At 68.0% G+C, this 16,300-nt stretch carries 14 protein-coding genes and 2 pseudogenes; 8 read left to right on the top strand and 8 right to left on the bottom strand.

The features are described from left to right. Positions 1-1,360 precede the first annotated feature (1,360 nt). Complete coding sequence (locus ACF061_RS28150; protein WP_392269774.1) at positions 1,361-2,809, bottom strand: hypothetical protein; 1,449 nt, start codon at positions 2,807-2,809, stop codon at positions 1,361-1,363. Between the two features lie 572 nt (positions 2,810-3,381). Between ACF061_RS28150 and ACF061_RS28145 the strand changes: the two are divergent. Then, positions 3,382-4,059: pseudogene (locus ACF061_RS28145) on the top strand (HNH endonuclease family protein); the annotation flags it as partial. Positions 4,060-4,406: 347 nt separating this feature from the next. Beyond that, positions 4,407-4,547 (top strand): annotated as a pseudogene (locus tag ACF061_RS28140) (monooxygenase); the annotation flags it as partial. 183 nt (positions 4,548-4,730) lie between these two features. On the opposite strand, the gene ACF061_RS28135 reads toward ACF061_RS28140, so the two are convergent. Further along, positions 4,731-5,174 carry an Rrf2 family transcriptional regulator gene (locus ACF061_RS28135; protein ID WP_392269773.1) on the bottom strand — a complete coding sequence of 148 codons (444 nt, stop codon included), beginning with the start codon at positions 5,172-5,174 and terminating at the stop codon, positions 4,731-4,733. 161 nt (positions 5,175-5,335) lie between these two features. On the opposite strand from ACF061_RS28135, the gene ACF061_RS28130 reads away from it, so the two are divergent. After that, on the top strand, positions 5,336-5,806 hold the full coding sequence (locus ACF061_RS28130; RefSeq protein WP_385195332.1) for a nuclear transport factor 2 family protein: 471 nt from the start codon (positions 5,336-5,338) through the stop codon (positions 5,804-5,806). Between the two features lie 574 nt (positions 5,807-6,380). Here ACF061_RS28130 and ACF061_RS28125 read toward each other — a convergent pair. Further along, the gene (locus ACF061_RS28125; protein WP_392269772.1) at positions 6,381-6,998 is read right to left on the bottom strand and encodes a TetR/AcrR family transcriptional regulator; all 618 of its coding nucleotides are present in this window, start codon (positions 6,996-6,998) and stop codon (positions 6,381-6,383) included. 74 nt (positions 6,999-7,072) lie between these two features. Between ACF061_RS28125 and ACF061_RS28120 the strand changes: the two genes are divergently transcribed. The 3 genes from ACF061_RS28120 (at position 7,073) to ACF061_RS28110 (ending at position 9,029) form a co-directional block, all read left to right on the top strand. Continuing rightward, the gene (locus ACF061_RS28120; protein ID WP_392269771.1) at positions 7,073-7,927 is read left to right on the top strand and encodes an alpha/beta fold hydrolase; all 855 of its coding nucleotides are present in this window, start codon (positions 7,073-7,075) and stop codon (positions 7,925-7,927) included. Further along, a complete protein-coding gene (locus ACF061_RS28115; RefSeq protein WP_392269770.1) occupies positions 7,891-8,385 on the top strand; it encodes a hypothetical protein in 495 nt (164 codons plus the stop codon). Before ACF061_RS28120 ends, ACF061_RS28115 begins: the two co-directional genes overlap by 37 nt. 227 nt (positions 8,386-8,612) lie before the next feature. Then, on the top strand, positions 8,613-9,029 hold the full coding sequence (locus ACF061_RS28110; RefSeq protein ID WP_392269769.1) for a hypothetical protein: 417 nt from the start codon (positions 8,613-8,615) through the stop codon (positions 9,027-9,029). Positions 9,030-9,122: 93 nt separating this feature from the next. On the opposite strand, the gene ACF061_RS28105 is transcribed toward ACF061_RS28110, so the two are convergent. From ACF061_RS28105 to ACF061_RS28095, 3 genes are all read right to left on the bottom strand, one after another. Continuing rightward, positions 9,123-9,824 carry a flavodoxin gene (locus ACF061_RS28105; RefSeq protein ID WP_392269768.1) on the bottom strand — a complete coding sequence of 234 codons (702 nt, stop codon included), beginning with the start codon at positions 9,822-9,824 and terminating at the stop codon, positions 9,123-9,125. A gap of 96 nt (positions 9,825-9,920) precedes the next feature. After that, positions 9,921-10,772: an aldo/keto reductase gene (locus ACF061_RS28100; protein ID WP_392269767.1), complete on the bottom strand. Its 852-nt coding sequence runs from the start codon at positions 10,770-10,772 to the stop codon at positions 9,921-9,923. Positions 10,773-10,825: 53 nt separating this feature from the next. Next, the gene (locus ACF061_RS28095; RefSeq protein ID WP_392269766.1) at positions 10,826-11,560 is read right to left on the bottom strand and encodes an SDR family oxidoreductase; all 735 of its coding nucleotides are present in this window, start codon (positions 11,558-11,560) and stop codon (positions 10,826-10,828) included. Between the two features lie 188 nt (positions 11,561-11,748). Between ACF061_RS28095 and ACF061_RS28090 the strand changes: the two genes are divergently transcribed. Continuing rightward, positions 11,749-12,654, top strand: a complete 906-nt coding sequence (locus ACF061_RS28090) for a helix-turn-helix transcriptional regulator (RefSeq protein ID WP_392269765.1) — start codon at positions 11,749-11,751, stop codon at positions 12,652-12,654. A 47-nt stretch (positions 12,655-12,701) separates the two neighbouring features. Here ACF061_RS28090 and ACF061_RS28085 read toward each other — a convergent pair whose 3' ends face one another. Further along, the gene (locus ACF061_RS28085) at positions 12,702-13,730 is read right to left on the bottom strand and encodes a zinc-binding dehydrogenase (protein ID WP_392269764.1); all 1,029 of its coding nucleotides are present in this window, start codon (positions 13,728-13,730) and stop codon (positions 12,702-12,704) included. Between the two features lie 49 nt (positions 13,731-13,779). After that, on the bottom strand, positions 13,780-14,757 hold the full coding sequence (locus ACF061_RS28080) for an aldo/keto reductase (protein ID WP_392269763.1): 978 nt from the start codon (positions 14,755-14,757) through the stop codon (positions 13,780-13,782). Positions 14,758-14,960: 203 nt separating this feature from the next. Here ACF061_RS28080 and ACF061_RS28075 point away from each other — a divergent pair, with 203 nt between their 5' ends. Beyond that, a complete protein-coding gene (locus ACF061_RS28075; RefSeq protein WP_392269762.1) occupies positions 14,961-15,863 on the top strand; it encodes a helix-turn-helix transcriptional regulator in 903 nt (300 codons plus the stop codon). The last annotated feature ends 437 nt before the right edge of the window (positions 15,864-16,300 follow it).

The following is a 16,300-nucleotide window of genomic DNA, read 5'->3' as shown; positions in this document are numbered from 1 at the left end:
CTTGGATCTCGAAGCGCGTAGGTCGTTGCTGGAGTCGGCAGGTCTTGACGTCCTGGACAGTGCATGGTCGGGGGAAGCCCCGGAGCCCATGAGGGTGAGTTGTCTTGGATCTCGAAGCGCGTAGGTCGTTGCTGGAGTCGGCAGGTCTTGACGTCCTGGACAGTGCATGGTCGGGGGAAGCCCCGGAGCCCATGAGGGCGTGGCGTCCAATTATCAGTGGTGAGGCTAAGCCCGCAGCTCGGGTTCGCGTGCTAGAGGCGAATGGGCATCTTCGCGAGGTGCAGGATCAATGGGTGAGGCTTTCCGATGAAATTGGACTCTTCGGAGACCGAGGTGACTTTCTCATCAGTGTGGCTGGTGTAGGCACCGCGAATGCCTCGTGGGCTCGCGTTCGGTGTACCAGTTCGATGAGATTGGCTCAGCAGCTCGGTTCCGTTGAAGGGGAGCCGGAGTTTGTTGCGATTTCCCTCGATGGTCGCGTTTCATGCGGAGTGACAACTGAGGAATATGAGGTCTGGATTGTTACGGCGCTGATCGATTAAGGCTGCCGACGTTCTTCGCCGACCGTGATTTCAGGGGCGAATCGGCGTCACTGCCCCTCGGTGCCTATTCCGCCCCGACTGACCTCGCCGATGACGTCATCAGTTCGGTGAAGGTCCCGGCCGGCTGGCAGGTCACCCTCTTTGAACACGTTGAGCTTCAAAGAGAGTCCCTGGTCCTCACCTCAGACGCCGCCTACCTGGACGGTTTCAACGACAAGACGTCATCCATCCTGGTTGAAAAGCTCTGAGTGCCAGCCCTCTCGTGCCGCGCCACATGACAGTGAAGCTGAGTCGCTCTGTACGGTGGCAGGCCACGCCAGATGAGGAATGCAGTGCGGCTGCTGCTGACCGAGTTGCCGTCTCCAAACCCGCAGTCGTGCCCTGGCTACGGGCTGGCGGCATTACTGCGGTCGAGATGCAGGGCGTGTCGTCTGTGGGTGGGCATGGTCCCGGGTGCCGAACGGGGTGGTCCGGCCCAGTTGGTCCAGCGCGGTGGGCATAAGGGAAGATGAGGGTGCAGGCACGGACTCGCCAGGTGTTCACGGGACTTCGACACTCACATGATCACCGACCGTGCCTGCACTGCGTTTCTCTGTTCGAACCGGGACGCACGCCCCTACCTTGCGACGACTCCGGCGAACCAGGCGATCTTCGCGAGCGCGAGGCACGACTCGACGCCTTCCAGTGGCTGTCCCGCTACAACACCCGACGCCGTCACTCCCGGCTCGGCCAGCGAGCCCCGATCACCTGCGAGATCACCGTCCACCCAACATCAACTACCCTGGCCCGAGCCGCATAGACGTGTTCAAACTCCGGGGTCAAGGCCCCTTGTCGACCTGCTTGGTCGCACCCGCCACCTGGATCTGGGTGGTGATCGCCGTCAGGCGTTTGCGTGACCAGAAGCTCGGTCCGTGGTTGGTGCAGCTGGTTTTCGAGGTGCAGTTCAGGTCGACCGGCACGTCCGGCCAGTACGCCGCATTCGCTGCGGTGAACTGGCTGTCCGCGCACGTATTGCCCGACGGGGTGCCGGGGATGCATCGCTCAGCGGCGGCGTCGAACAGGATCTGCTCCGGCGCGGTGCCCGAGTAGACCGTCGAGTCGGTCATGCCGTAGTCGATGCGGGACAGGGGGCCGCCGCGGGTGTAGGCGACTGCGGTGTCCTTCATGGCCGCGCCGTAGTAGCCAGTCTCCGGGCTGTAGTACCAGGCGGTGGCGTTGCCGTGGGTGTCGACCGTGTAGTCCAGGTTGAAGCGGTAGCCCAGGGTGCAGGCGGTGGAGGCGAAGTCCGTGCTGTCCGGGCATTTCGACACACCGCTGTGCGCGTGGTAGACAGGCTCGGTCCACACGGACTTCGTTTCGTCTTTGCTGCTGGACCAGCCCGGCAGCTGGTTGAGCCCGAAGAAGGACTGTACGCCGTCTTCGGTGACCTTGAAGTATTCGCCGTTCGCCGTTCCGTTGGTGGCGCCGGTCAGGTTCTCGATCTTCATCGAGGAGTCGTTGTCTACCGCGTGGAAGGTCTTGGTGTTGTCGTCGTAGACGATTTCGGTGGATGTGCCGTTCAGCGACAAGGTCAGGATCTGACCCGCCCAGCACTCGTCTCCGTCGTTCTTCGGTGCGCCTGAGGACGAATCGTCGTCGCACGGCTTGTAGGTGCGTTCGATGTAGTTGTCCGTCGAGCTCCAGCCATCGCCAAGCCACGAGGACTGGTTGTTCGTCCCCTCTGTACGCGAGTCTTGGCTGGCGGAGTTGTAGGACAGTTCCACCTTCGGTGCCGCTCCGCCGATGGCTGCAGGCACTGTGATCGGATAGTTGTAGGTGAAGGAGCCGTTGTTTCCCGACGTGGACCAGGAGCCGCCGGGCGACAGACTGGTCGCCGAGTAATCGCCGGCCGAACCTGAGGCACTTGACGTCGCGGCCATGACAACCAACGGGTCCTGTGCAGCCGCAGCAGGGTGCGGCGAGCGAGTGACGACGGAAGCGATGGGAGCTTCAGCGGGCAGGGAGACCTGGGCGGACAGCGGGGCGCCAGGGGGCGCGCGCACCGGTGTCTGTGTCTGGCAACGTGCCAGCTTCGGGGTGGTCAGTGCACAGGCGGGGAGCTGGACAAGATGCAGGCGGGAGGCAAAGTCGCCGCCGAAGGCATAACGGAATGAGGAGTCGTCCACCTGTAGCGCGACCTTGCCGCTGCCCGGGCTTGTGCGCTGCAACGTGAACAGCACGCCGTGGACGCCGGCCGTGGACGCGGTCTTCTGGTCCAGCGTCGTCACCCGCACGCGCTGCGGTGCAGTGACGGCGACTGACGAGGCGTGGGCACGCGCTGCGGCGCCCAGCAGTACGGGCGTCTGGCCTGGCGCGTACAGGTGGGGCGGGTCCTGACTCAGCGCCGGACCCACACCACGGGCCCCGGGGGGTCTGCCATGACATCCCCGGGGCCCGGCATATGGAGTTGCGCTGACCAACGACGGCTCGCTCCCAGGGTCACGCGGCGGTGACAGGCACAGGAACTTGAGACCGACGCACAGCGGGACACGAATGCCCGTCAGGTAGGAGCCGGAAGCGGGAGATGGATCAGTGGGCGCGCCGGATCAAACAGCGGCTGGGCATGCCGTCGTGACCGGCCAGCGCGCGCGGACCCGCCACTGAGCTGTGTCATCGACAGGCCACTGGGCGATATGGGTAGAGGTGGAGGCGGGCGCTCGATGGAGGACGGGCTGGCCGCTGCGCTGGTGTGGCTTACCGTTCGCGAGAGTGACAGTGCCTGTCCTTCCCGGGCTTGTTGTGCGGGCGGCCAATACGAAGACCTCGAGACGTTCGGGATCTTCGAAAGGACCGCCGTTCCATGCGTTCTGCCCGCACTGCGGCCGTGGCCGCCGCTTTCGCCGCCCTGCTCGTCTCTACTGCCGCTCACGCGGCCGCCGCTCACAGTGTCGCCTCCTATGCGTCCACCGCACATAGCGCTGCGGCGCCGGCCGCACGGCAGGTACGCGCGCCCGGGGAGACGGTCACCCTCCCTGTACGCGACGCTCTGGCGCAGTTGCCGGTGAGGGAGGAGGACCGCGCCGGCTACGAGCGATCGAAGTTCAAGCACTGGATCGATGCGGACAAGGACGGCTGCAACACCCGCGCCGAGGTGCTGAAGGCCGAAGCGGTCATCGCGCCCGACCAGGGACCGCGTTGCGTATTGTCCGGTGGGGAGTGGCACTCGCCGTATGACGACCGGTACATCACCGGCCCGAGCGGCCTGGACATCGACCACCTGGTCCCGCTCGCCGAGGCCTGGGACTCGGGCGCCGGCACTTGGACGGCGAAGGAGCGGGAGGCTTACGCCAATGACCTCGGGGATGCGCGGGCGCTGATCGCGGTGTCGGCGGCGTCGAACCGGTCGAAGGCGGACCAGGACCCCACCACGTGGCTGCCGCCGGCCGTCGCCTATCGCTGCCAGTACGTCACCGACTGGGTGGCCGACAAGACCCGCTGGGGCCTGAGCATCGATGCGGCCGAACGGACCGCGTTGTCCGGAGAACGCAGGGGCCTCGGGGTGCCTCGACGTCGCGGGCGGCGGCAAGACGAATGGCACGCCTGTGCAGCGTATCGCCTGCAACAGCAGCGCGGCGCAGACGTGACAGCTGTGGGGTTCGCAGGACGGTGGCTACCGTCTGATGAACCCCAATGCGAACAGGTTGTAGAGACCGTCCAGGGGCGTCCACGCCAGTCCATGGTGTGTGCGTTGTAGCAGGTCAGGGTCTTGCGGTCCGGTGGCGTCGGCGTAGTTGGTGACAGACGTGTGACAGGGCCGGTGACAGACCGAGGCTCCGCATGGTTGCAGGAGCGCAATGGCGGGCTGACGCCGCAGAAGGCGACGCTGAGGGCGGCACCCATCTGGTCATCGTGTCGGGGCTGCGCGATGACGAACCGCCCACGGACGACGACGGGTTCGTGACGTACGTCAGGAAGAGGCTGCCGCATCCGCTCCTGCATCGGTGGCTGGACGGTCTTCTCCCGCTCGTCGTCGTAGAGCCGCGACGAGCACGGCCTGGTCCGCGGTGAGCTCGGCCTGCGCCCGCCGTCTGTTCCGGCGGCGGATCCAACGCGTTCGGCGCGGGATTCCATCTCCACGCTCACGTCACTCCGCCCCGGTGGGCAGAACCCACGCCGAACCCTACGGTTCGCACGGGGTCGCCCAGCTGATCAGAGAGGCCGGCGAGGTGCCGCGAGTACGTCCCTGAGTACCTTCTCGAGCGTGACGCGGGCCAGTTCGTGTCTCAGGGTCTCCTCGATGCCCTCGTAGATGTTCTGCAATGCCGGCTGGATGCCGTGACCCACCACGCACTCCTGGTGCGGGGTGGTGCGGTGCATTGCGAACAGGGGGCCGGGTTCCACTGCCTCGTACACGTCGAGCAGGGTCATCGACTCCAGCTCGCGAGCCAGCGACCAGCCCGCGCCCGCGCCCCGCCGGGACTCCACGAGCCCGGCCCTGCGCAGCTCGCCGAGCAGCCGCCTGATCACCACGGGGTTGGTGTTCGCGCTGGTCGCGATCTGCTCGGAGGTGGCGACCTCGTGGCCCTGGCGCTGATAGAGACCGATCCAGGCCAGTGCGTGGGCGGCAATGGTCAGCCTGCTGTTGGCGCTCATGACCCCTCCTTCGGTCGCAACGCTCCATGTTACGACAGCGCAGTCGCAACAGTGAAGGTTGCGACCATCTGATGTAACGATTATCGTTACGACAGCCGGGAAGGGTCGATCAAAGACAAGCGCGGATCGTGAGCGTGTTGCGAACTCGAAGGAGAACAGGAATGGAAAGTAACGAAAAGATCATTCGCGAGGCTTACCGGCTCGCGGAAGGGAACGTTCTCGACGGTGACGGTTTCCTGGCCTTGTTCACCGAGGACGGGTCGTTCAATGACATGTCGACCTCGCAGAGTTTCCGCGGAGAGCAGATTCCTCAGGTGATCGCGGGCCTCGCCCGCTCGTTCCCCGATGTACACCGTGAGCTGCTCGAGGTACATGCGTTCGGTGATGTCGTCGCCGTCGAGTTGCGAATCCAGGGCACGCATCTCGGAGGGTTTCCGACTCCGGTCGGCGAGATCCCGCCGACCGGGAACCGGATCGACGTGCCGGCGGCGGACCTCTGGTACCTCCGTGACGGAAAGATCGAAAGGTTCAATTGCTACAACTCGATGAGCGTGTGGCTTGATCAAATCGGGGTCCACCCTGACTTCAAGTCCGCAGTCGAAGCCACCGAGACAGCAGCCACGACGGCGTAACTCTGCCGGTCAGCGCCGAGTATGCGACAAGACACTCCCTTCTTCGGGCCGCATACCCGGCGCTGCTTCTTGAACAAAGTTGTTGTTCGCACCCAACCGCCGACACGACCCGGCAGGCCGACTCATCGAGTATCAGCAGCCCTGGCCGGCAGGTAGGGCAACGACCCACATCGAGTGACGTTCTCCGGGCACGCCTCCACGAGACACACGGCTGCGACGAGACCCCACCCCAAAGATCATCGAGGTACGCGGGGTCGGACTGCCCTTCCCCATGCCGCCAAGCCCTGCGCATCCGACGCTGACCGTGGACGAGTTCCACGCGTGCGCGGGCCGTGGAGGGCTCGGCCTGCCATGAGTCCGTGACGATCACGAGAACCGGCGCGGAGGTCGGCGTAAGAGACGGCACCACCCGCGCCCCTTGCTCCGCCCTCGGGCAGGACGACGACTCCAGTCTCAAACGGGCTCCGACCGATGGCCGGCCGCAGCTGGTCGACCTTGGCATGCCGGTTTTCACCGACCTCGCACCACTGCTTCAGCCAGGATCGGGAGAGCCCGGATACCGGCCCTGATCCTGTCACCGAGCGAGTTCGGCTTGGCGAAGACTGCGGAACACCTCCGGGGTCGTCCATCCGCGCAGCGTGGCGTAAATCGACGAGCGGAACGCGGTCTCGGCTGCGGTGGCGTCCAGGGCCCCGGCCAGTTCAAGAGTCACCAGCCCGTGCAGGGCGGCCCAGATCGACAGGGCGATCGCCGTTGCGTCGCCGGCGAGGACGGCCGCCGTCAAGGCGCGATCGATCGCCGCGAGGAGTGGACGGATCGGGTCACTGGCACCGGCCTCCCCCGACGGGTCGAAGGACTGCACCCCACCGAAGAGCACCGTGTACAGGTGGCTGTGTCCGCACCCCCAGCGACGGTAGGCGACGGCCAGCGCGTAGAGGTCGGCTAGAGGGTCCGCGGAGGTCTGCACCGCCGACACGTCCTGGAACAGGCCGGCGACGGCTCTGTCGCGCACCGCACCGATCAGCCCGTCCTTACCGCCGAACAGGGAGTACACCGCCGTCGTCGACGCCTCGGCGGCAGCGGCCACGGCGCGGACCGTGAGCGACTCCCGCGGACGGGTGGCGAGCATCTCGGTCGCGCACTCCACAAGCCGCTCTTTGACGGCCTCGTCGTTTGTTCTCGGCCTACCCACGACCAGCAGCCTACCCCCTCTGATAACGTCGTTTTGAAACAGTGTTCTGAAACTGTCGGAGGTCCACCGTGCCCATGTCCGCCATACGCCTCGTCCGCTTCACCGGACGCTTACTGCTGGCCCTGGCCGCCGTCACGATGCTGGTCGTCGTCTTTCTCGCACTGATCGCCTTCACAGATGGGGCAGGCTCGGGGCTCGCCGCATGGTTGACGACCCTTGGAGTCGGAGCTGTCCTCGCGCTGTGGCGGGGCCGGCACCGCACCTGGCCGGCGCGGCTCGTGCCGTTCCTGCCGGTGGTCGTCGCGGCGGCGTTGACAGCGACGGTCTGCATCCCGACCGTGCCGACGGCCCGGCGGTACCCGCACGCCCTACCCTTCGTAGCCACGCAGCACTGGAGCCTGGCCACAGGCAGCCGGGTAGCGGTGTACCACTACCCGGCCGCGGACCCCGGCACCCGGCACCCCATCCCGCTCGTGTACCTCAACGGCGGACCGGTCCGTGGCATCTCGGTGCTCGACCACCGGTTCCTGCAACTCCTGGCACGCCAGGACTACGACGTCTACGCCTACGAACAGGCCGGTGGCGGACGAAGCGACCTGCTCCCCATGGGCCAGTACACGATCTCCAGGTCGGTCCGCGACCTCGCCGCCTTCATCGACCGCCTGGACAAAGGCAAGGTCGACATCCTGGGATTCTCCTCAGGCGGGGCCGTGCTCACCCGAGCCCTGGCTGACCCGAGCGTCGCCGCACGCTTGCACCGGACGATCATCGCCGAGCCCGGCCCCATGGACGGCCCTACCGCACACATCGCCGGGCACAAGGGCCGCTCGCGCCGGCCCCGACCGGACCGCGATCGACGCACGTTCCCCGGTACGCCGTGGCATTCGGCCTCATGCGTCTCGGACTCCTCACCCCCGACACCGGACTGATCGGACAGGCCGAAGGCGTCAACGCCTTCACCGCCGCAGATCTCGGTAGCGACACCGCATCCGCATACTGCGCGCACGACGCGCACCGCATCCCCGCCGAGGACACCGCACAGAACTTCTCCTTCAGCCCCGCCGCCAGCCTCCGCATCCAGCAGACGGTCAAGGACTCACCCTCCATCGCACCGCAACTGAGGCGCTCCCGGACCCCCGCGATGCTGATGATCGCCGAGTGCTTCTCCCAGGTCCGTCAATGGGAGACCACGGTCCTTGCCAATGACCCCGCCATCCAGCGCACGCAGTACATGCCCGGAGTCGGACACCACATGTGGAACGGCCTCGACGACAACAACGACCGGGCCGTCGCCGTCATCACCGCGTTCCTTCAGAGCAAGCGAGCACCCCTGCCGAACTACCCGACCCGCGACGAGATCCCTGCCTTCCTGCGCGACCACAAATGAACACGGTTCAGCCGTAACCGGCAACGGCGGGCGAAACCTCGAAGCTGCCCCGGCCCTGCGGCAGGTACAGCCAAGGGCGATCTCTTAGTCCGGAAAAGGGCATCCGGACTCACCGAACTCCTGGCCCGCGAACTGCGCGCCCGCGGCCGCCAGGTCGACGTCGAACACCTCCACGTCCATCTCCCGCGCGTCCTCAAGGCGGCCGACACCAACACCGGAGCGAGCGCATGACGACCACCGGCCTGTACGACCTGGTGACCAGCGAGGGAGACGACGGCACCAGGCACCCCGCCGAACAGCTCTGGACGCCTGGCGAGGACGCGGTGGAGAACGGCTTCCTCGTCCATCGCGGCCTGCACGTCACCGGCATCGACGACCCCACCGACGATCATCTCTACCCGGTCGGCTTCGTCGTCCTCGGGCACCAGCGGTGGGCCGACATCATCGAGGCCGCCGCCGCGTACATGGCCGGATCCACGGCTGGCGCAACCTGCACCTCTACCCCGGCGACGACCCCTCGGTGCTCATCCCCCGCATCCCGCGCGCCGTCCTCACATACGGCGTCTTCTTACGGCACCCGCACCCTTGTGCATGAGCGGTCAGTGACCGGCTTCGAGCAGGGCAGTACGTCGAGGCTGAGTTGATGTACCGAGTCGCCCCATCGCGACGTGGCAGATCCACTGAGGGTGCGAGTGCGCGTGCCATCCGGTCGGGCCGTGGTGCGCTCGGCAGGGTGGTCACCGGACGGGCAACTTGAGGCGTCGCAGCCATGCCTCAACTTCGGTGTCGGCTTCTTTGACCTCTTCGCCGCGTACCGCGAGGCCCTTGGCGATAGTCGCACCGGGGCAGGAGGCGGCGTAGTCGCGTTCGGTGGTGCCCAGGCCGCTCATGGCGTAGGTGGTGACCGGGTGGACGGTCTTGCCGCGGAAGTCGAGGGCTTCAGTGAACGTCGTCATGATCATGGGTGCCCGGACGTTCCAGATCGGGCTGGCCAGGAGGATGGTGTCGTAGTCGTCGAGAGAGGGCAGGCGGCCTTCGATGACCGGGCGGGCGTCGGTGTCCTGCTCGCGGACGTTGCGCTGGACGGTCCCGTCGTAGTCGCGCGGGTAGGGGTCGGCGGCCTGGATGCGATAGGTGTCGCAGGCGATGCGGCTGCCGACCTTCTCGGCGAGCACCGCCGTGTTGCCGACCTTCAGGGCGGTACGGCCGCCGTAGGAGTAGTTCTCGCCCGGGCGGGAGAAGTAGGCCAGCAGGATTCGTTTCACGTTGCTTCCGCTCGGCGCGGCGGGCTGAGAGGCGGCGGGGGTGCCGGCCTGCGGTGAGGACGGTGAGCAGCCCGCCAAGGGGGTCGCACTCAAAGCGGCGGTTGCGGTCAGCAGCACACCGCGCAGAACGGTGCGCCGGCCCGGCAGGGCGCCGTGGCGCTGCGACGTGATCATGGTGGACGGCTCCCGGTGAACCGTGGACGCAGGGCGGGCGCCCCGGCATTCGCCGTGAGGGCACCCGCGGCCGGCGAGGGACAGGGGGTGAGGGGTTCAGCTCTCTAGGCGGCGCCCTGCGAGCCACGTGACCATCTTGGGGTCGTGGTGGTCGAAGAACAGGGAGCTGCCGGTGTCGAGGGTGGCGATCTGGGCCATCTGCTCGTCGGTGAGCTGGAAGTCGAAGACGTCGATGTTCTCGGCCATGCGCTCGGCGCGCACGGACTTGGGGATGGCGATGACGCCGCGCTGGGTGAGCCAGCGCAGCACGACCTGGGCGACGGACTTGCCGTATTCCTTGCCGATCTCGGCGAGGAGCGGGTTGGTGAACAGGTCGTTCTTGCCTTCGGCGAAGCCGCCCCAGGACTGGATCTGCACGCCGTGCTCGCGCATGAGGTCCTGGTAGTCGGCGCGCTGGAAGAAGGGGTGGGTCTCGATCTGGTTGACCTGCGGGGTGATCTCGTTGTTGATGATCAGGTCGAGCAGGCGGTCGGGGTAGAAGTTGGCGACGCCGATCGCCTTCGCGAGGCCGTCGCGGTTGAGGGCTTCCATCGCACGCCACTGGCCGTAGACGTCGCCGAAGGGCTGGTGCATCAGGTACAGGTCGAGGTGGTCCAGGCCCAGCTTGTTCAGGGACGTCTCGAAGGCGCGGCGGGTGTTGTCCTGGGCGGGGGCGTCCTGGACCCACAGCTTGGTGGTGACGAACAGCTCTTCACGCGGGATGCCGCTGGACTTGATGGCGCGGCCGACGGCTTCCTCGTTCTCGTAGGCGGCGGCGGTGTCGAGTAGGCGGTAGCCGGCGGCCAGGGCCTCGGAGACGGCGCGCTCGGTGTCCTCGGCGGGGATCTGGAAGACGCCGAAGCCGAGGAGCGGCATCTCGATTCCGCTGTTGAGGGTGACGTACTGCATGGGGAGTCCCTTCGGGGTGCGGGTGTTGTTCTGTCTGGCGGGCGTCTGGCGGTTCAGAGTTCCTGGCCGGCCGGGCGGAGCAGGATCTCGTTGATGGCCAGGTGGCGGGGGCGCTGGAGGGCGAAGGTGATGACCTCGGCGATGTCCTCGGCGGTGACCTGGGCGACGTCGTAGAGCTGCTGGGCGCCCTGGCGGGTGGCTTCGTGGGTGATGTGGGTGGGCAGCTCGGTGGCGACCACGCCCGGTTCGATCACGGTGACGCGGACGTCGGGCAGGAGTTCCTTGCGCAGCGACTCCGACCAGCCGTTGATGCCGAACTTGGTGGCCGCGTACACGCCGCTGCCGGGGCCGGCGACGCGGCCGGCGACGGAGGAGAGGTTGATCAGGTCGCCGCCGCCGTCCTTGAGCTGGTCGAGGAAGACCTCGGTGGCGGTGATCGCGCCGAGCAGGTTGACCTCGATCATCTTGCGGTAGTCGTCCGTCTGCTCGGCGGAGAACGGGCCCAGCAGCATGACGCCGGCGTTGTTCACGAGCACGTCCGTGCCGCCGAACTGCTGCTTGACCCGGTCGGCCGCGGCAAGAAGGGCGTCGCGGTCGGTGACGTCGGCGGAGACTGCGAGTGCACCGTCGCCGAGCTCGTCGGCCAGCACCTCGATGCGGTCGGTGCGGCGGGCGAGAAGCGCGACCCGGTAGCCCGCGGCGTGCAGGGAACGGGCGGTGGCGGCGCCGATGCCGGAGGAGGCTCCCGTGATGACGGCGACGGGTGCGGGCTTGTGGTCCTGAGCCATGAGTTTCACAGTCCTTGGTGGTGACGTTGGGCAGCCGGGGCCCTAGGAGGGGTGGGCGCTCAGTGGTTCGGGAAACCCGAATCGCCCCAACCGATTGCAGCACCGGCATCTCGACGGCGCGAGGGACGGCTTATACGTGTACTGGCAGTCACTCCTTCAGTCGCGAGCCGAGCCGTACGGTGGAGGCCATGGACAATCAGGCGGAAGTGCGGGACTTCCTGCGCACACGACGTGACCGGATCACCCCCGAGCAGGCGGGGATCGTCGGCGGCGGCGGCCGCCGCCGCCTGCCGGGTCTGCGCCGTGAGGAAGTCGCCATGCTCGCCGGGATGAGCAGCGACTACTACGCCAAGATGGAGCGTGGCAACCTCGCTGGCGTCTCCCCCGAAGTGCTCGACGCCCTCGCCCGGGCGCTGCGCCTGGATGACGCGGAGAGCGAGCACCTGCACGATCTCGCCCGGGCCGCGAACCCCTCACCGAGCCGCCGCCGCTCGCGCCCCGCCCCGTCGGCCATCCGCCCGTCACTGCAGCGGTTCCTCGACGCGATCACCGGGGCACCGGCATGGGTGGTCAACCAGCGGGCCGACATCATCGCCCTGAACTCCCTCGGCCGGGCGCTGCTCGCCCCGCTGCTCGAGGATCCGGACGCCCGCAACAACCAGGCCCGGTTCATCTTCCTCAGCCCCGCCGCGCGCACCTTCTACCCGCAGTGGGACGCCGCAGCGGACGCTGCCGCGGCCTCCCTGCGCACCGCGGCCGGCCGCAACCCGCGCGACACGCACCTGACCGACCTCATCGGCGAGCTCGTCACCCGCAGCGACGCCTTCAGCAACCGCTGGTCGGCCCACGACGTCCGCCTGCACAACAGCGGCACCAAACACATCCGCCACCGTGACGTCGGCGACCTCGAATTCGTCTACGAGGCCATGCAACTGCCCGACCACCCCGGATGGACACTGTTCGCCTACACCAGTGCCGCCGGATCGCCCACCGAAGAACGCATCCGGCTCCTCGGCAGCCTGGCTTCCACCCCGACCGAAGCACCGGCGCCCGCACCGGACACGCAGCGGACCGGCCTCCGGCGCGCCGAATGAGCCCCGCCCGGTTGTGGTGACCGGGAGCAGCGCGGCAGGTGCGGTTTTCAGGGGCGGAGGAGGGCCTTGAGGACCTGGCGGTCGGCCATGGCCCGGTAGGCGTCCGGTGCCCGGTCGAGGAGGAAGGTCTGGTCGAAGACGCGGCCGGGGGTGATGGTGCCGTCCAGGACGTCGGGCAGGAGTTCCGCGATGTAGGCGCGGGCGGGGCTGGCGCCGCCGGTCAGGGTGATGTTGCGCATGAACTCGGCCGGGCCGATCGGTCCCTGCTCGTACTGAGGGACGCCCAGGCGGCTGATGGTGCCGCCGTCCAGAACCGCGCCCAGCGCGGTGTCGAGGGCCGGACGGGTGCCGACGGCCTCGATGACCTTGTCCACGCCTCCCGTCAGCTCGCGGATGCGGGCGATGCCTTCCTCGTCCCGCTCGGCGACCACGTCGGTGGCGCCGAACTCGCGACCCAGACTGGTACGGGCCTCGTGGCGGCCGGCGAGCACGATCCGCTCAGCCCCCAGCCGCTTGGCGGCGATCACCGCGCACAGGCCGACCGCACCGTCCCCGACGACCAGCACCGTATCGCCGCGGCCGACGCCGGCGGTGACGGCGCCGTGGTGGCCGGTGGTCATCACGTCCGACAGCGCCAGCAGAGAGGGCAGCAGTTCGGAGTCGGCGGCCACCGGCAGCTTCACCAGGGTGCCCTCGGCGTAGGGGACGCGGACGGCTTCACCCTGACCGCCGTCCACGCCGTCGAAGCCGTACCGGCCGCCGTTGCGGCACGAGATGTGCAGGCCCTTGGCGCAGTAGTCGCAGGTGTTGTCGCTGTAGGTGAACGGGGCGACGACCAGATCACCGGTCTTCAGACCGGTCACCTCTGAGCCGGTCTCCTCCACGACGCCGAGGAACTCGTGGCCCATGGGGCGGCCGATGTCGGTGGCGGGCATGGACGCGTACGGCCACAGGTCGCTGCCGCACACGCACGCGGCCACCGTGCGTACCACCGCATCGGTGGGCTGGACGATCTTCGGGTCGGGCCGGTCCTCGACGCGGACGTCGCCGGCTCCGTACATCACTGCTGCACGCATCAGGGATTACTGCTCCAAACGGGGGGTCGTGCTGGGCGGTGCGGATGAATCAGCGTTCGAGCATCCGCGCCTGGGCCTCGTTGTGGGTGGCGCCGGCGGCGGGCGGCAGGCTGGAGAGCCTCTCGAGTTGCTCGGTGGTCAGCGTGACGGTGTCGGCGGCGGTGTTCTCCTCAACCCGGGTCACGCGCTTGGTGCCGGGGATCGGGGCGATGTCGTCGCCCTGGGCGAGCAGCCAGGCCAGCGCCACCTGACCGGGCGTGGCGCCGGCCTCGTCGGCCAGGGCCTTGACCTTGTCGGCCAGCATCAGGTTGTGCTGGAAGTTCTCGCCCGTGAAGCGGGGGTTGTCGCGGCGGAAGTCGTTCTCGTCGAACTGGTCGGTGGAGCGCACGGTGCCGGTCAGGACGCCGCGGCCCAGCGGGGAGAACGGCACCAGGCCGATGTTCAGCTCCCGCAGCACGGGCAGGACACGCTCCTCGATACCCCGGGTGAACAGGGAGTACTCGGACTGCACCGCGGTGACCGGCTGGACGGCGTGGGCCCGGCGGATGGTGTCCGGACCGGCCTCGGAGAGCCCGAAGGCACGCACCTTGCCCTCGGCGATCAGCTCGCCCACGGCGCCGGCGGTCTCCTCGATCGGCGTGTTCGGATCGACGCGGTGCTGGTAGTACAGGTCGATATGGTCCGTGCCCAGCCGCTTCAGGGAGCCCTCGACCGCGGTGCGGATGTTGGCCGGGCTGGAGTCCAGGTTCCCCGCGCCGCCGCCGGCGTGCGAGACCAGGCCGAACTTGGTGGCCAGCACCACCTGGTCCCGGCGGCCCTTCAGCGCCCGCCCGAGCAGTTCCTCATTGGTGCAGGGGCCGTAGATCTCGGCGGTGTCGATGAGCGTGACGCCCAGCTCCAGGGCCCGGTGCACGGTCCGGATCGACTCCGCGTCATCGGTGCCGGAACCGGTGTAGCCGTGGGACATGCCCATCGCACCCAGACCGATCCGGGAAACCTCCAGGTCACGCAGCTTGATGTACCGCATCTCGCCCTCTTCCGATCATGGGTCTCGCCTGGCCTCTCACCCTTGCCCCCGCCGGCGGGTCGTGCCCGTCGAAGTCCGGGAGCGAAGAGGTCGACGTCTTCCTCACTCACCTTCACCCGGATTGCTCCGGTGTGGCAGGGCGGTCTCTTCGGGGGTAATGACAGAGCCCCCCTCCCGCCCGCGCAGCGGGCGAGACTGGAGTCATGGCATCGACGAGCGCGCACAGCGAAGGCGCCGAGCTGGGCCGCTTCCTGCGCGCCCGCCGCACCCAGACCAGTCCCGAACACGTCGGCCTCACCATCGGCGCCGGCATCCGCCGCACCCCCGGCCTGCGCCGCGAGGAGCTGGCCACCCTCGCCGGGATCAGCATCGACTACTACGTGCGCCTGGAACGCGGCAAGGAGACCCGCCCCAGTCCCGCCGTCCTCGACTCGCTCGCCCGCGCCCTGCACATGGACGACCAGGAGCACCAGCACCTGCGCGAGCTCGCCGCCCGTGCTGCCCGCTACGCGCCCGAGCCGCCGCCGGCCCCGAGCCGCACCGTGCGCCCTCACCTGAAGCTGCTGCTGGAGTCGCTGCGGCCGAACCCCGCCTACGTGATCAGCCGCAGCATGGACATGCTGGCCTGGAACCCGGGCGGCCTTGCCCTGTACACGGGCTTGGACGACTGGCCGGCCAAGCACCGCAATCTCGCCCGCTACCTCTTCCTCCACCCCGCGGCCCGCGACCTTTTCACCGACTGGGACCGTCAGATCACTGGCTGCGTCGCCCGGCTGCGCGCTGTCGCCGGCACCGCCCCCGACGCCCCCGACCTGACCAACCTCGTCGGCGAGCTCCTCCTCAAAAGCCCCGACTTCGCCCGGCTGTGGGAACGCTATGAAGTGACCGGACGCAAACCTGCTCACAAGACGTTCCGGCACCCCCAAGTCGGAACGCTCACGCTCACCTCGCAGTCCCTGCACGTGGAAGGCACCCCCGGCCAGCGCATCGGCGTCTATACCGCCGAGCCTGGTAGCCCCGACCAGGATGCGCTGCTTCTGCTCGACATGACAGCGCCGCCTGCCGCCAGCCCCACGCAGCGGGACGCAGCGCCTCGGCAGAGCTGAGCGCGCCGCCCGTACTGCGGCAGGGGCGAGCAGTCGGCCGCTGACCGGTTAGGGTCCGCGGGTGTTGAGTAGACCCAGGTGGACGGTGCACTTCGTGAGCCGCGACTTGCCCGTGCCCACGACGACGTCTTCCTTCCGGGACGTGGCGCCCGGTGACCTGGTGGCGTGGCTGGATGAGGAAGGACTGCCGGACGGCCTGCCGTTCCTGCTCTCGCCGCGGTTCGAGTACGACGTCGCGCTCAACGCGTACTTCCTTCAGGCGAATCTGACGGCACCGTGGAACAGCAACGCCAATCGGGCCAGAGCCCTGGCCCGGTTCTTCACGTTCCTGCATACCGCGCGCGGTGGGAAATCGTGGAGGGCTGCAATTGAGGCAGATCACTTGGCGTTCCATCAGTGGCGCCGCCGGGATGAGACGGGACCTTGTGTCGGGGGCA

It is taken from the genome of Streptomyces sp. NPDC015220, assembly GCF_043079345.1.
Classification (GTDB): Bacteria; Actinomycetota; Actinomycetes; order Streptomycetales; family Streptomycetaceae; genus Streptomyces.
Note: the sequence above shows the minus strand (reverse complement) of the source record. Positions and strands in the feature narration are given on the sequence as shown.

What these genes read in the sequence shown, in the direction of transcription:
- ACF061_RS28135 (WP_392269773.1), bottom strand. Translation starts at nt 5,174, where the DNA reads ATGAGCGCCAACAGCAGGCTGACCATTGCCGCCCACGCACTGGCCTGG.
- ACF061_RS28130 (WP_385195332.1), top strand. Translation starts at nt 5,336, where the DNA reads ATGGAAAGTAACGAAAAGATCATTCGCGAGGCTTACCGGCTCGCGGAA.
- ACF061_RS28120 (WP_392269771.1), top strand. Translation starts at nt 7,073, where the DNA reads ATGTCCGCCATACGCCTCGTCCGCTTCACCGGACGCTTACTGCTGGCC.
- ACF061_RS28115 (WP_392269770.1), top strand. Translation starts at nt 7,891, where the DNA reads ATGCGTCTCGGACTCCTCACCCCCGACACCGGACTGATCGGACAGGCC.
- ACF061_RS28110 (WP_392269769.1), top strand. Translation starts at nt 8,613, where the DNA reads ATGACGACCACCGGCCTGTACGACCTGGTGACCAGCGAGGGAGACGAC.
- ACF061_RS28105 (WP_392269768.1), bottom strand. Translation starts at nt 9,824, where the DNA reads ATGATCACGTCGCAGCGCCACGGCGCCCTGCCGGGCCGGCGCACCGTT.
- ACF061_RS28100 (WP_392269767.1), bottom strand. Translation starts at nt 10,772, where the DNA reads ATGCAGTACGTCACCCTCAACAGCGGAATCGAGATGCCGCTCCTCGGC.
- ACF061_RS28095 (WP_392269766.1), bottom strand. Translation starts at nt 11,560, where the DNA reads ATGGCTCAGGACCACAAGCCCGCACCCGTCGCCGTCATCACGGGAGCC.
- ACF061_RS28090 (WP_392269765.1), top strand. Translation starts at nt 11,749, where the DNA reads ATGGACAATCAGGCGGAAGTGCGGGACTTCCTGCGCACACGACGTGAC.
- ACF061_RS28085 (WP_392269764.1), bottom strand. Translation starts at nt 13,730, where the DNA reads ATGCGTGCAGCAGTGATGTACGGAGCCGGCGACGTCCGCGTCGAGGAC.
- ACF061_RS28080 (WP_392269763.1), bottom strand. Translation starts at nt 14,757, where the DNA reads ATGCGGTACATCAAGCTGCGTGACCTGGAGGTTTCCCGGATCGGTCTG.
- ACF061_RS28075 (WP_392269762.1), top strand. Translation starts at nt 14,961, where the DNA reads ATGGCATCGACGAGCGCGCACAGCGAAGGCGCCGAGCTGGGCCGCTTC.